At 72.8% G+C, this 14,749-nt stretch carries 10 protein-coding genes; 6 read left to right on the forward strand and 4 right to left on the reverse strand.

The window, feature by feature from the left end; genetic code table 11:
* Positions 1–9 precede the first annotated feature (9 nt).
* The 3 genes from ACWD4U_RS31390 to ACWD4U_RS31400 all read right to left on the reverse strand — a co-directional run bounded on the left by ACWD4U_RS31390 (position 10) and on the right by ACWD4U_RS31400 (position 5,182).
* The gene (locus ACWD4U_RS31390; protein ID WP_363460359.1) at positions 10–1,137 is read right to left on the reverse strand and encodes a hydroxymethylglutaryl-CoA lyase; all 1,128 of its coding nucleotides are present in this window, start codon (positions 1,135–1,137) and stop codon (positions 10–12) included.
* Positions 1,134–3,332 carry an acetyl/propionyl/methylcrotonyl-CoA carboxylase subunit alpha gene (locus ACWD4U_RS31395; RefSeq protein WP_363460357.1) on the reverse strand — a complete coding sequence of 733 codons (2,199 nt, stop codon included), beginning with the start codon at positions 3,330–3,332 and terminating at the stop codon, positions 1,134–1,136. Before ACWD4U_RS31395 ends, ACWD4U_RS31390 begins: the two co-directional genes overlap by 4 nt.
* 137 nt (positions 3,333–3,469) lie before the next feature.
* A complete protein-coding gene (locus tag ACWD4U_RS31400; protein WP_363460355.1) occupies positions 3,470–5,182 on the reverse strand; it encodes a carboxyl transferase domain-containing protein in 1,713 nt (570 codons plus the stop codon).
* A 130-nt stretch (positions 5,183–5,312) separates the two neighbouring features.
* Between ACWD4U_RS31400 and ACWD4U_RS31405 the strand changes: the two genes are divergently transcribed.
* The 3 genes from ACWD4U_RS31405 to ACWD4U_RS31415 all read left to right on the forward strand — a co-directional run bounded on the left by ACWD4U_RS31405 (position 5,313) and on the right by ACWD4U_RS31415 (position 10,791).
* Positions 5,313–6,014 carry a TetR/AcrR family transcriptional regulator gene (locus tag ACWD4U_RS31405; protein WP_363460353.1) on the forward strand — a complete coding sequence of 234 codons (702 nt, stop codon included), beginning with the start codon at positions 5,313–5,315 and terminating at the stop codon, positions 6,012–6,014.
* A 233-nt stretch (positions 6,015–6,247) separates the two neighbouring features.
* Positions 6,248–9,958, forward strand: a complete 3,711-nt coding sequence (locus ACWD4U_RS31410; protein WP_363460351.1) for an ABC transporter ATP-binding protein — start codon at positions 6,248–6,250, stop codon at positions 9,956–9,958.
* Positions 9,959–10,290: 332 nt separating this feature from the next.
* Positions 10,291–10,791: an NUDIX hydrolase gene (locus ACWD4U_RS31415; RefSeq protein ID WP_363460349.1), complete on the forward strand. Its 501-nt coding sequence runs from the start codon at positions 10,291–10,293 to the stop codon at positions 10,789–10,791.
* 19 nt (positions 10,792–10,810) lie between these two features.
* On the opposite strand, the gene ACWD4U_RS31420 is transcribed toward ACWD4U_RS31415, so the two are convergent.
* Entirely contained in the window at positions 10,811–11,431 is a 621-nt protein-coding gene (locus ACWD4U_RS31420) for a hypothetical protein (protein ID WP_363460347.1), read from the reverse strand.
* Positions 11,432–11,737: 306 nt separating this feature from the next.
* Here ACWD4U_RS31420 and trpS point away from each other — a divergent pair, with 306 nt between their 5' ends.
* The 3 genes from trpS (at position 11,738) to ACWD4U_RS31435 (ending at position 14,594) form a co-directional block, all read left to right on the forward strand.
* The gene (gene trpS / locus ACWD4U_RS31425; RefSeq protein ID WP_363460345.1) at positions 11,738–12,808 is read left to right on the forward strand and encodes a tryptophan--tRNA ligase; all 1,071 of its coding nucleotides are present in this window, start codon (positions 11,738–11,740) and stop codon (positions 12,806–12,808) included.
* A gap of 129 nt (positions 12,809–12,937) precedes the next feature.
* Complete coding sequence (locus ACWD4U_RS31430) at positions 12,938–13,867, forward strand: S66 peptidase family protein (RefSeq protein ID WP_363460343.1); 930 nt, start codon at positions 12,938–12,940, stop codon at positions 13,865–13,867.
* A gap of 10 nt (positions 13,868–13,877) precedes the next feature.
* The gene (locus tag ACWD4U_RS31435; RefSeq protein ID WP_363460341.1) at positions 13,878–14,594 is read left to right on the forward strand and encodes a nucleoside/nucleotide kinase family protein; all 717 of its coding nucleotides are present in this window, start codon (positions 13,878–13,880) and stop codon (positions 14,592–14,594) included.
* Positions 14,595–14,749 lie beyond the last annotated feature (155 nt).

The following is a 14,749-nucleotide window of genomic DNA, read 5'->3' on the forward strand; positions in this document are numbered from 1 at the left end:
AGACGGAGGTCAGGACGTCGGTCCGAGCAGGGCGCGGACGGTCCGGGACGGGCTGGGGCGGCCGAGTTGACGGGCCATCCAGCCGCTCGTGGCGGCCAGGGACGCGAGGTCCACGCCGGTCTCGATGCCGAGGCCGTGGAGCATCCACACCAGGTCCTCGGTGGCCAGGTTGCCGGTGGCGCTCTTGGCGTACGGGCAGCCGCCGAGGCCGCCCGCCGAGGCGTCCACCACGGTCACTCCGGCGCGCAGCGCGGCCAGCGTGTTGGCGAGGGCCTGCCCGTAGGTGTCGTGGAAGTGGACGGCCAGCCGTTCGATCGGAACACCCGCGCGAGTGAAGCCGTCGAGCAGTGCGTTGACCTGACCGGGCGTCGCCACGCCGATGGTGTCGCCGAGACTCAGCTCGGCGCAGCCCATCTCCAGCAGGGTGACGCCGTGCCGGACCACCTGGTCGACCGGGACCCGGCCCTCCCAGGGGTCGCCGAAGCACATCGAGAGGTATCCGCGGACCGGCAGCCCGGCGTCCGTTGCGCGTTCCACGACGGGCCGGAACATCGCCATCGCCTCGTCCGCCGAGCGGTTGAGGTTGCGTCGGGCGAAGGTCTCGGTGGCGCTGGCGAACACCGCCACCTCGCCCGCGTGGTGGGCCAGCGCGCGGTCCAGGCCGCGCTCGTTGGGCACCAGCACCGGCAGTCGCAGGCCGGGGTACCGCTCGGGCAGGCCGGTCAGCCGGGGCATCAGCTCCTCGGCGTCGGCCAGCTGGGGCACCCACTTCGGGTGGACGAAGCTGGTGGCCTCCACGGTGCGCAGCCCGGCCGCGGCGAGCCGGGCGATGAACTCGGCCTTGACCTCGACCGGGACGAGCGAACCCTCGTTCTGCAGCCCGTCCCGCGGACCGACCTCGTGGATCCGCACCCGCGCGGGCAGCTCGGGATCGCGGACCGGGTCGGGCAGGCCGAGCTCGAGCACGGTCGGCTCGGCCTCGGCGAGAGCCGCGGTCTGACCGTCCGTCTCGGTCCCGACCGAAGCTACGGTCTGACGGTCCGTCTCGGTCCCGACCGAAGTGGTGGCCTGACGGTCCGCCTCGGCCTTGATCGAAGCGGTGGCCTGACGGTCGGTCGGGTCTGAAGTCGCGCTCATCGGGCCACCTCCGCAGTGACATCGGCCGGCGTCGTCCCGGGCGCGGTCTCGGCCGACTCCTCGTCGGCGACGACCACCGCCAGCGGCTCGTCCATCGCCACCGTCGCGCCGGCGGTGACCCGCACCTCGCCGACGGTGCCGTCGTGCGGCGCGGAGATCACGTGCTCCATCTTCATCGCCTCCAGCACCAGAAGTGCCTGGCCGCGGCTGACCCGCTCGCCGACCTGTGCCTTGACCACGGTGACGGTGCCCGGCATCGGGGCGGTGAGGGTGCCGTGGTGGGCGGCGCCACCGGCCGCGCGTTCGGCGATTGCGTCGAACGGGTGAACGAGCCAGGCGTCTCCGTCGGCACCGAGCCAGTAGCCGACGCCCTCGGGGGTGTCCTCGGCGGTGACCGTGAACGTGGTCTGCAGGCCGTCAACCACAAGGCGCAGCAGGTTCCGGTCGCGCACCGCGCGGCCGCGGCGGACCGGTCCGCCGTCGAGTCGCAGCTCCAGGTCGGGGGTGGTCGCGCTCGAAAAACCGATAGCGCTCTCGATTTCACCGCTGGTAGTCATTCGGCAGCTCACGGTGACTGGTTCCCGGCCGGTCAGCCGGAGCCGGTGCGTGGTCCAGGCGGCCTCGCCACCGAGTCGCCAGCCGGAAGGGAGGGAGAAGGGATCGGTCCAGCCGTCGGAGGCGTCGGCCGGGCCGAGGTCGAGCTGTCGCGCCATCGCGGCGGCGAAGTAGAGCAGGTCGATCGATTCGGGCCGGGTGTAGGGAGAGCTCAGCAAGGAGGGGTCCTGCTTGGCACTGCGCTCCACCAGGCCGGTGTCGAGCCGGCCCGCCGTCACCTCGGGCTGCGCCAGCAGCCGGCGCAGGTAGCCGGTGTTGGTGGTGACGCCCAGGATGCGGGTCTCGGACAGTGCGGCCCGCAGCCGGCGGATCGCGGTCGGGCGGTCGGGCCCGTACGCGATCACCTTGGCGAGCATCGGGTCGTACAGGCTGCCGACCCGGTCACCGGGTGCGATTCCGGAGTCCACCCGGACGCCCTCCCCGGAGGGCTCGTCCAGCAGCAGGACCCGGCCGCCGGTGGGCAGGAAGTCCCGCTCCGGGTCCTCGGCGCAGATGCGGGCCTCGATCGCGTGGCCCAGGAAGGAGATGTCGGACTGACCGAACGGCAGTGCCTCGCCCGCGGCGACGCGCAGCTGCCACTCGACCAGGTCGAGCCGCTCCGGTCCCTCGGGCCCGGCGACGGCGACGGCCAACTCGGTGACGGGGTGTTCCACCTGGAGGCGGGTGTTCATCTCCATGAAGAAGAAGTCGAGGACGCCCTCGGAGTCCGGCCCGGCCGGATCTCCGCCGGGAACGATGAACTCGACCGTGCCGGCACCGGTGTAGCCGCACGCCTCCGCGGCGCGCACCGCGGCCGCGCCCATCGCGGCGCGGGTCTCGGGGTTCAACAGGACGGAGGGAGCCTCTTCGATGAGTTTCTGATGGCGGCGCTGCAGACTGCACTCGCGCTCGCCGAGGTGGACGGTCCGGCCGTGGGTGTCGGCCAGGACCTGCACCTCGATGTGGCGGGGCTGGTCGACCCAGCGCTCCAGCAACAGGGTGTCGTCGCCGAACGCGGTGCGGGCCACCCGGCGGGCGGCGGCGAGCTCGGCGGGCAGCTCGGCCGGGTCGCGGACCAGCCGCATGCCCTTGCCGCCGCCGCCGGCCGAGGGCTTGAGCAGCACCGGGTAGCCGATCCGGGCCGCTGCCTCGATCAGCTGCTGGTCGCTGGGCGCGCCATCCTCGCTGCCGGGGACGACCGGGACCCCGGCGACCCGGACGGCCTCCTTGGCGTTGATCTTGTCGCCCATCAGTTCCACCGCAGCCGGCGGCGGGCCGATGAAGACCAGTCCGGCGTCGGCGCAGGCCTTGGCGAAGCCCGGGTTCTCGGCGAGGAAGCCGTAGCCGGGGTGGACGGCCTGGGCGCCGGTGCGGCGGGCGGCGTCCAGGATCAGGTCGGCGCGCAGGTAGGTCTCGGCCGCCGAGCTGTCGCTCCGGTCGGCCGGGCCGAGCCGGACGGCCAGGTCGGCGGCCCGGACGTGCGGGGCGTCGGCGTCCGCGTCGCTGTGCACGGCGACCGACCTCACGCCCAGCCTGCGCAGGGTGCGGATCACCCGCAGGGCGATCTCGCCGCGGTTGGCGACGAGCACGGTGTCGAACATGGGAGGGGTGCCTCCGTCACGAGAGGAGCGGTAAGCGAACTGACGAATCGTCATCGGATCAGTCCGCCGGGGCGGTGCGTGCTCCGGGGAGCGGCCGTCGGTCGGCGGCGGGTGCGGTGCCGCCGACCGACGGGCCGTCACATCCGGAAGACGCCGAACGGGCGTGGCTCGGCGAGCGGGGCGTTGGCGCAGGCGGTGAGCGCCAGGCCGAGCACCGTACGGGTCTGCATCGGGTCGATCACCCCGTCGTCCCACAGCCGGGCGGTGGCGTAGTAGGCGTTGCCCTGCCGCTCGTACTGCTCGCGGACCGGGCGCTTGAACTCGTCCTCCGCCTCGGCGGGCCAGTCCTCGCCCTGCGCCTCCAGCTGGTCGCGGCGGACGGTGGCCAGCACCGAGGCCGCCTGCTCGCCGCCCATCACGGAGATCTTCGCGTTCGGCCACATCCACAGGAAGCGAGGCGAGTACGCCCGGCCGCACATCGAGTAGTTCCCCGCGCCGTACGAGCCGCCGATCACCACCGTCAGCTTGGGCACCCGGGTGCAGGCCACCGCGGTGACCATCTTGGCGCCGTGCTTGGCGATGCCGCCGGCCTCGTACTGGCGCCCGACCATGAAGCCCGTGATGTTCTGCAGGAAGAGGAGGGGGATGCCCCGCTGGTCGCACAACTCGATGAAGTGCGCGCCCTTCTGCGCCGACTCGGCGAACAGGACGCCGTTGTTGGCGACGATCCCGACCGGGTGCCCGTGGATCCGGGCGAAGCCGGTCACCAGGGTCGCGCCGTACTCGGCCTTGAACTCGGCGAACCGGCTGCCGTCCACCAGTCGGGCGATCACCTCGCGCACGTCGTAAGGCGTCCGCGGGTCCACCGGCACCGCGCCGTACAGCCCGGCCGGGTCGACCGCGGGCGGCTCGACCGGCGTGAGCGGCCAGGGCTTGCCGGCGCGCTGGCCGAGCTCGGACACGATGGTGCGGACGATGGAGAGCGCGTGCGCGTCGTCCTCGGCCAGGTGGTCGGTGACGCCGGAGGTGCGGGAGTGCAGCTCGCCGCCGCCCAGCTCCTCCGCGGTCACGACCTCGCCGGTGGCGGCCTTCACCAGCGGGGGTCCGCCCAGGAAGATGGTGCCCTGGTTGCGGACGATCACCGCCTGGTCGCTCATCGCCGGGACGTAGGCGCCGCCCGCGGTGCAGGAGCCCAGCACCGCCGCGATCTGCGGGATCCCGGCGGCGGACAGTCGCGCCTGGTTGTAGAAGATCCGGCCGAAGTGGTCGCGGTCCGGGAAGACCTCGTCCTGCATCGGCAGGAACGCGCCGCCGGAGTCCACCAGGTAGATGCAGGGCAGCCGGTTCTCCAGTGCCACCTCCTGCGCCCGCAGGTGCTTCTTCACCGTCATCGGGTAGTAGGTGCCGCCCTTGACGGTGGCGTCGTTGGCGACGACCAGCACCTCACGGCCGGCCACCCGGCCGATGCCGGCGATCACCCCGGCCGCCGGGGCCGCGCCGCCGTACAGGCCGTCGGCCGCCAGCGGTGCCAGCTCCAGGAAGGGCGAGCCCGGGTCGAGCAGGGTGTCCACGCGGTCGCGGGGCAGCAGCTTGCCGCGTGCGGTGTGCTTGGCGCGCGCCTTCTCGCCGCCGCCGAGCGCCGCCGCGGCGAGCTTGCCGCGCAGTTCGGCGACCAGCGCGCGGTGCGCCTCGACGTTGGCGCGGAAGCCCGGCGAGGAGACGTCGGCCGCGCTTTCCAGCCGGGGTGCGGGGGCGTCGGCCGGGTTCACGGCCGGCGCCGGTACCGCCGCCGCCGGGTAGGGCTGCGGGGTCGGCGACCAGGGTGCGGTCTGAGCCGAAATGGGGACCATCCCAAGAGCTCCCTTGCCCTCGGAGTCGGATCAGGGCAGGCCGAAGGGCGAGCCGGCCGGCCCGTGTTAATGAGCGTTAACTCTCTGGCCAGGTTAACCAGCGATAACCCGACTGTCTACGATGGGCAGCATGCCCAACCGTCCCGCCGCCCCCGCGCTCCCACGCCGTGACCAGATCCGGAAGGAAGCCGCCAGGCTGTTCGCCGCCCGCGGTTTCCTCGGCGTCGGCGTCGACGAAATCGGCAAGGCGGTCGGCATCAGCGGCCCGGGCCTGTACCGGCACTTCGCGGGCAAGGACGCGATGCTCGCCGACCTGCTGGTCGGCATCAGTGAGCGTCTGCTGGAGGAGGGGCGCCGCCGGGCCGGTGAGGCCACCGGCCCGCAGGCCGCGCTGGACGCCCTGATCGTCGGCCACGTCGACTTCGCGCTGGACGACCGGGACTTGATCATCCTGCACGACCGTGAACTGCTCCACCTCAAGGAGGAGGACCGGCGCCGGGTGCGCCGACTGCAGCGCGGCTACGTCGAGCTCTGGGTCGAGGTGGTCCGCGAGGCCTTCCCGGCGCTGGCCGCCGCCGAGGCCGCGCCGGTCGCCCGGGCCGCCGTCCACGCGGTCTTCGGCCTGCTGAACTCCACCCCGCACAGCGCCGCCCGGCAGCCCGCGGCCGTCGCCCCGTCCGCCGCCTCCGCCGCCCTCGCCGCGACGAGCGAGTCGTCCGCCGATCGGACCGGCCTGTCCCGGGACAGCATGGCCGCGCTGCTGTGCGCGCTGGCCCAGGGCGCGTTCGTCGCGGCGGCCGCCGAGGTCGCCGACGCCCGCTCGGTCGCCTGACCTGCGCGGAGGCGTCGAAGCTCGGGGTGCCGCCGCGGTGGAGGGTGTACCTCTCTACACCCCCGCCTAGGACGATCGGCTGACTTGGATCTAGCCGACCGTCGGAGGCGCAGCACCCCGGACCGCGGGCACCCTGGAGTCGGGAAGGAAGCTCGACCGCCGGTCGTTGGCCTCCCATGCGCCCCTCGAACCCGATGGACGCTCGACCGCCCGAATGGTTAGCATCACTAAATATGCCCGAGACTCATGGTTTCCCAGAGCAAGGCTGGCTCCGCCGGCTCGGTGGCTACTGTTGGCGCTACCGTCGCAACCTGCTGCTGTCGTTCGGCGCGTCCCTCGTCGGCATGGCGATCACCGCGGTCGTCCCGCTCATCACCAAGCTGATCATCGACGATGTGATCACCACGCACCGCCGTCCGCTCGCCCCGTGGGCGGTGCTGCTGCTGGTCGCCGCGGCGGCGGTGTTCCTGTGCACCCAGATCCGGCGCTACTACGGCGGGCAGCTGGCCCTCGACGTGCAGCACGACATGCGCGCCGACCTGTTCCGCTCGCTCACCCGGCTCGACGGCCACCGGCAGGACCGGCTCGACACCGGCCAGGTGGTCGGCCGGGCCACCTCCGACCTCCAGTTGATCAACGGCCTGCTCTCGATGCTGCCGATGATGACGGGCTACGGCCTGATGTTCGTCATGTCGCTGGCGGTCATGCTCTGGCTCTCGGTGCCGCTGACGCTGATCGCTCTGGTGATGGCACCCGCCCTGTGGTGGCTGGCCGCGCTCAGCCGCAAGCGACTCTTCCCCGCCACCTGGGCGGCGCAGCAGCAGGCCGCCGAGGTCGCGGGAGTGGTGGACGCCGCGGTCGGCGGGGTCCGGGTGGTCAAGGGGTTCGGGCAGGAGGCCCAGGAGCGGGGCAAGCTGGAGCGGGTCTCGCGTGAGCTGTTCGCGGCCCGGCTGCGATCGATCAGGCTGAACTCCCGGTACACCCCGGCCATGCAGGCGGTACCCGCGCTCGGGCAGGTCGCGGTACTCGCCTTCGGCGGCTGGCTGGCGGTCCGCGGCGACGTCACGCTCGGCACCTTCGTCGCCTTCTCCACCTACCTGTCGCAGATGACCGGCCCGGTGCGGATGCTCGCCATGGTGGTGACCGTCGGCCAGCAGGCCCGGGCCGGCGTCGAGCGGGTGCTCCAGCTGATCGACCAGCGTCCGCTGGTCACCGAGGCCCGCGACGCCCGGCCGGTCGAGCCGGAGGCCGCCCCGTCCGGCACCCCCGCGCTGGAGCTCGACCGGGTCGGCTTCCACTACCACGCCGAGGAGCACCCCGAGCCCGGCACCGCACCGGACGGCGTTCCGGTGCTGGACGGCCTCAGCCTGCGCCTCGCGCCCGGCGAGACGCTGGCGCTGGTCGGCGCGTCCGGCTCGGGCAAGTCGACCGTCGCGCAGCTGGTGCCCCGGTTCTACGACCCCACCTCGGGCGAGGTCCGGCTGTTCGGCCAGGACCTGCGCGAGCTGACGCTGGACTCGGTGCGCGGCGCCATCGGCATCGTGCCGGAGGAGAGCTTCCTGTTCTCCGAGAGCGTCCGCACCAACATCGCGTACGGCCACATCGACGCCACCGAGGAGCAGATCCAGGCCGCCGCCCGGATCGCCCAGGCCGACGGCTTCATCCGCGAACTCCCCGACGGCTACGACACCAAGGTCGGCGAGCAGGGTCTCACCCTCTCCGGCGGTCAGCGCCAGCGCATCGCGCTGGCCCGGGCCATCCTCACCGACCCGCGGATCCTGCTGCTGGACGACGCCACCTCCGCGGCGGACCCGCACATCGAGGCGGAGATCCACGACGCGCTGGACAGCGTGATGGCCGGTCGCACCACCCTGCTGATCGCCCACCGCCGTTCCACCCTGCAACTCGCCGACCGCATCGCGGTACTGGAGGCCGGCCGACTGATCGACCTCGGCACGCACGAGGAGCTCACCGCCCGATGTCCGCAGTACCGGGCGCTGATCACCGACCCGGACGCGCTCGCCGCCCCCGCCGCCCCGGCCGCGGAGGAGACCGCGTCCGCAGAAGCCGCCGCCGACACCCCCGCCGCCGAGAAGCCCGGCGCCGATGCCGAACTGCTCGCCAAGGTCGCCGCCCTGCCGCCGGCCAGCGACGCGCCGGACATCCCGATCGAGCAGGCCGAGGCTGCCGACCCCAGGTTCAACCTGGCCCGGCTGCTCGCCCCGTTCCGTCGCCCGCTGCTGCTCGCGCTGCTGCTGGTCGCGTTGGACACCGTCGCCGGGCTGACCCTGCCGATCCTGATCCGGCACGGCATCGACGACGGCGTCAGCAAGGCCGCGATCGGCGGCGTCGCGGTCGCCGCGCTGCTGGCACTCACCGTGGTGCTGCTCGACTGGCTGGTGCAGGCCACCGAGAGCCGGGTCTCCGGCCGCACCGGCGAGCGGGTGCTCTACACCCTGCGGCTGAAGATCTTCGCCCACCTGAACCGGCTCGGCCTCGACTACTACGAGCGCGAGCTGACCGGCCGGATCATGACCCGGATGACCACCGACGTGGACTCCATCTCCTCGTTCCTGCAGACCGGCGTGGTCACCGCCGTGGTCAGCCTGTTCACCTTCTTCGGCATCTTCGCCGCCCTCGTGGTGATCGACGCGGGCCTGGCGCTGGTGGTGCTCGCGGTGCTCCCGCCACTGGTCATCGCCACCCTGGTGTTCCGCAAGAAGTCCGCCCAGCAGTACCAGATCTCCCGTGACCTGATCAGCACCGTCAACGCCGACCTGCAGGAGAACGTCGCGGGCATGCGGATCGTCCAGGCGTTCCGCCGCCAGGACGCCAACACCGACCGCTTCGTCGAGCGCGGCCTCGCCTACCGGGACGCCCGGGTCCGCGCCCAGCTGTACATCTCGCTGTACTTCCCGTTCGTGCAGTTCCTCTCCAGCGTCGCCTCCGCGCTGGTGCTGATCGCCGGCGCCACCCGGGTCGACGACGGCACGCTCACCATCGGCGCACTGGTCGCCTACCTGCTGTACATCGACCTGTTCTTCGCCCCTGTCAACCAGCTCTCGCAGATCTTCGACGGCTACCAGCAGGCCGCCGTCGGCCTCGGCCGGATCCGCGAGCTGCTGCGCACGCCCACCAGCACCCCGCAGGCCGAGCGCCCGGTCCCGGTCGGCGCGCTGCGCGGCGAGATCACCTTCGAGGACGTCAGCTTCGCCTACAACGGTGGCGGCGAGGGCAACCCCGAGGTGCTCTCCGGCATCGACCTCCACATCCCCGCCGGGCAGACCGTGGCCCTGGTCGGAGAGACCGGCGCGGGCAAGTCCACGCTGGTCAAGCTGGTCGCCCGGTTCTACGACGCGACCGGCGGCACCGTCCGGGTGGACGGCACCGACCTCACCGGTTACGACCTGGAGGGGTACCGGCACCGGCTCGGCGTGGTCCCGCAGGAGGCGTACCTGTTCGCCGGGACGGTCCGCGACGCCATCGCCTATGGCCGTCCCGACGCCGACGACGCGGAGGTGGAAGCCGCGGCCAAGGCGGTCGGCGCCCACGAGATGATCATCAGGTTGAGCGACGGCTACCGGCACCGGGTCGCCGCCCGCGGCCGCAACCTCTCCGCCGGGCAGCGTCAGCTCATCGCCCTCGCCCGCGCCGAACTGGTCGACCCCGACATCCTGCTGCTCGACGAGGCCACCGCCGCACTCGACCTGGCCACCGAAGCGGCCGTCAACCACGCCGCCGACCGGCTCAGCGGCGGGCGCACCACACTGGTGATCGCCCACCGGCTGACCACCGCCGAGCGCGCCGACCGGATCGTCGTCCTCGACCACGGCCGCATCGTGGAGGACGGCACCCACGCCGAACTGCTCGACCGTGACGGCACCTACGCCAAGCTGTGGAGCGCCTTCATCGCGGAGGGCCACCCGGCACCCGTGCCGAGCTGACGTTCCGTCACCGCCGTGATCGGACGGCCGCTCCGGCGGCCGTTCGATCGCGGAGCTGCCTCGGCCGGGCCGCCGGGTACACCGGAATGGGGGCGATCCTCGGCACACTTCTGCGGTCACCGCCGTCCCGCCCACCCTGGCCGCCCGACCCGCCGTCCGATGACGCCTCGTCAGTTAGCTGCCCGACCCATCCAGCCCGCGCGGAGAACGCCGAACTCCCGGGGCCACCACGGCAGAACGGCCCCGAAAGGCAGTCGACACCCCACCGGGACCTCTGCCAGGGTGAGCGCGTGCGACGGATCTTCGGACGACCGAAACCCACTGGCCAGCGAATGCCACGCCGAGCGGCGCGGACGGTGGTGCTGTCACCGGCGGGTGAGGTGTTCCTGCTCCGCTCGGACAACTCCGAGGTCGGAGTCCACTGGACCATGCCGGGCGGCGGCCTGGAGCCGGGGGAGTCCCCGATCGAGGGCGCCCTGCGCGAGCTGCGCGAGGAGACCGGCTGGACGGACGTCGAACCGGGAGCGCTGCTCTGCACCTGGGAGCACGACTTCACCTGGCACGGCACCCCGGTGCGCCAGCACGAGCACATCTACCTGACGAACGGCCCGCGTCGCGAGCCCGGCGACGTCTCCGCCATGCACCGCGCCGACGGCATCCTGGACTGGCGCTGGTGGACGCCCGCCGAACTCGACGCCCCGGGCGCCGGACCGTTCTGGCCGCCCACCCTGCCCGCCCTGCTCGCCGACGTCCGTACCGCGGCACCCGGTTCGCCCGCGCCCGTCGACCTCGGCTACCTGCCGAACACCCCCGACGGCACCGTCCAGCGCTGACGGGAAGTCAGCCGGAGTCTCAGCGAACCTGGCGCCAACCCCGCCGACGGCCGCGGACCGACGGCAACTCGGCCTGCCAGTCGCGCAGCCCGAGCTCCCGGTCGTGCACCGCCTCCGGGTTGATCAGCACCGACAGCCGGGCAGCCCGCAGCTCGTCCGGGCCCAAACCCGTCGACTGCTGCAACTGCTCGGTCGGCACCGAGACCGCGATGGCCGGCCGCCACTCCGGCAGCACCACCTGACAGGTCCCCGCACTGAACCGCAGCAACTCCGCCGCCACCCGGCGGGCCGATGCCCGGACGCCCGATCCGCTGCTCTCCACCAACCCGGGCGAGCCGCCGATCAACACACCGAGCGGCGTACCCGAGTCCCCGGCCGTCTCAGCCACGTCGTCGTCCGGCCGCTGCTCCTCGACGGGCTCCACCCGCTGCGCCGGTACCAGGGGTATCGACCGGACCTGGCTCAACCGTCGCGAGGGCGCCGGCCGACGCGGCGGCCGCACCCGTCCCGCGACGCCGCCACCCGACCAGTCGCCCGCCGACCCCGCCGTCGGCCACCCGCTCGTCGAACGGGCGTCCGCCGTACGGTCGTCGGCGCCCGCGTCAGGCCGGTCCGCGGCGTTCTGGTCGTGCGAGGTCATGGCTCCAACCTTCCGGGTCTCAGGCTTGCCCGATCCTGCCCCACCGGTACGCCCCCGGCCAAGGGACGTGTGTACACACCCTTCCGGTTCCTCGTCCGGCCGGAAAACGCCATGCCGCCCTCCGCTCCCGCGAGTTAGGGTGAAGCCATGCCTCTCACGTCATGTCTGTGCTGGTGGCCGTCCTAGGGCGGCCACACCCCACGCATGACTTCAGGGCCGTCCGTACGGGCGGCCCTCGCGTTCACCTCGAACGGTCACGGGCCCCCTGCGGGCGGCCGCCGACCGCGCACCGAGGAGAACCACGCCATGACCGCCACTGCGGCCACCACCCCGAGTACCGCCCCGGGTACGGCACCGGGCACAGCCAACCCGCTGATCGCGTCCGGTGCCGAAGGCCACCACCGCATCCTCACCGGTGACCGCCCGACCGGACCGCTGCACCTCGGCCACTACTTCGGGACACTCCGCAACCGGGTCCAACTCCAGGATCAGGGTGTCGAGTTGATGATCGCGATCGCTGACTACCAGGTGATCACCGACCGCGACCGCGCCGATCGGCCGGCCGAGCACGCCGAGAACCTGGTCCTCGACTACCTCGCCGCCGGAGTCGACCCGCAGCGCGCCACCGTGTTCACGCACAGCGCCGTCCCGGCCCTCAACCAATTGCTGCTGCCCTTCCTCAGCCTGGTCAGCACCGCCGAGCTCTCCCGCAACCCCACCGTCAAGGACGAGATCGCCCACTCCCGGCAAGGCGCCGTCAGCGGACTGATGTTCACCTACCCCGTGCACCAGGCCGCCGACATCCTGTTCTGCAAGGCCGACCTGGTCCCGGTCGGCCAGGACCAGCTGCCCCACCTCGAACTCACCCGCACCGTCGCCCGCCGCTTCAACGACCGCTACGGCACGCTCTTCCCCGAACCCCAGGCACTGCTCTCCCGGGCACCGCTGCTGCTCGGCACCGACGGCACCAAGATGAGCAAGAGCCGCGCCAACGCCATCGCACTCGGCGCCACCGAGGACCAGACCGCCCGACTGCTGCGCGGCGCCGTCACCGACGCGGACCGGCACATCACCTACGACCCCGAGCACCGCCCCGGGGTCGCCAACCTCCTACTCCTCACCGCCCTCTGCCAGGACCGCGATCCGCACGCCGTCGCCGCCGAGATCGGCTCCGGCGGCGCCGCCCGCCTCAAGCACCTCGCCACCGAAGCCGTCAACGAGCACCTCCGCCCGCTCCGCGCCCGCCGAACCGAACTGGCCGCCGATCCCACCCTGCTCCGCGACGTCCTGCGCACCGGCAACGAACGCGCCAACGCCATCGCCGACACCACCCTCACCGAGGTCCGCACCGCCATGGGCCAGGTACTCCCAGACTGACCCGCCGTCACCACCCGCGGCCCGAAGTAGCGAAGCCCGTCGGGATAGCGCACGCCCGGGCGGGGATACCGTCACCAGGCGAAGATCCCCGCCCGGACCCTCCCGGTCGGCCCCTCGAAGGAGTACCCGATGCCGCTGCGCCCGCTCCGCCCCGGCGACCGGATCGCCCTGGCCGCCCCCAGCGGCGCGGTCGAGCCGGAACGACTCGCCCTCGGCACGGAGATCCTCCGCAGCTGGGACCTGGACGTGGTCACGCTGCCGCACGTCCACGACACCCACCCCCGCCTGTCCCACCTGGCCGGCACCGACGCGCACCGGGCCGCCGACCTGCAGGCCGCCTGGCTCGACCCCGACATCGCCGCCATCCTCTGCGTACGCGGTGGCTTCGGCGTCCAACGCATGGTCGACCTGATCGACTGGGACGCCCTCCGGGCCGCACCCCCCAAGCTGCTGGTCGGCTTCAGCGACATCACCGCCCTGCACGAGGCCGTCGCCCGGAACCTCGGCACCCCCACCCTCTACGGCCCGATGCCCGGCACCGTCGTCTTCAGCACCGACGCCCGCACCGCCGACCACCTGCGCCGCACCCTCTTCGAACCCGCCACCACCACCGTCCTCACCGGACCGGACGCCACCCCCCTGGTCCCCGGCCGAGCCCACGGCACCCTGATGGGCGGCTGCGCCTCCGTCCTCGCCGCCGACCGCGGCACTCCCGGCGCCCGCCCGGCCTTCGCCGGTGGGCTGCTCATCCTGGAGGACATCAACGAGCAGCCCTACCAACTCGACCGCATCCTCACCCAACTCCTGCGCAACGGCGCCCTCGACGGCGTGGCAGGCGTGGTGCTCGGCTCCTGGGAAGCCTGTGGCCCGCTCGACGCCGTCCGCGAGGTGATGCTCGACCGCCTCGGCGGTCTCGGCGTCCCCGTCCTGTGGGAACTCGGCTTCGGCCACAGCCCGTCCTCGCTCACCGTCCCCCTCGGCGTCCCCGCCACCCTCGACGCGGACGCCGGCACGGTCACCCTCGACGGACCCGTTCTCCGCGGTCCTACCGACGCGTAGGGTTCGAGCCATGCACGTCGAAGGCACCCCCACCACCCCGCCGGCCGCTGTCGCCCCCACCACCGCGGCCCAAGCAGTGGAACGTGCCCTAGGCCTGCTCCACGGCCGCGGCAGCGGCACCGGCCGAGCCCTGCTCGGCCTGGCCGGACCGCCCGCCGCCGGAAAGTCCGCCCTGGCCCACCACCTGATCACCGAGATCAACCGCCAGGAAGGCCCCGACACCGCCGCCTACCTCCCGCTCGACGGCTTCCACCTCTCCAACACCCAGCTCGACCGCCTCGGCCTCCGCCCGCGCAAGGGCGCCCCCGAGACCTTCGACGCCTGGGGATACCTCGCCCTCCTCCAGCGCGCCGCCGCCGACCGCTTCCACGAGATCTACGCCCCCGACTTCGACCGCACCCTCGACGAACCGGTCGCCGCGCGCCACCTGATCCACCCCCACACCCGCCTCGTCATCACCGAAGGCAACTACCTCGCCGTCCCCGCCACCCCGTGGGCGGACGCCCGCGCCCTCCTGCGCGAACTCTGGTACGTCGACACCGACGCCGCCGTCCGCGACACCCGCCTGCTCGCCCGCCACACCGCCGGCGGCCAGGACCACGCGGCCGCCCGCCACCGCGTCGACACCAACGACCAGCCCAACGCCACCCTGGTGGAGACCACCCGGACGGCCTGCGACTGGGTGGTCCGTCCGGGCGAGTTTGCACTTCACCGCCGGTCGGCGTAGTGTTCACTAGTCGCTCGGCAGGGAGCACCGGACACGTGTCTTCGTGGACGGTCCCGGAGCGGCCAATCCTCGTGAACCACCAGTTGATCCGTACCGGGTCGCGTCTTTTCGCGTCTCCGTTCGTATTTGCTGTGCGCTTTTTCGGAGATTGCGGC

Source organism: Kitasatospora sp. NPDC002522 (assembly GCF_053595195.1).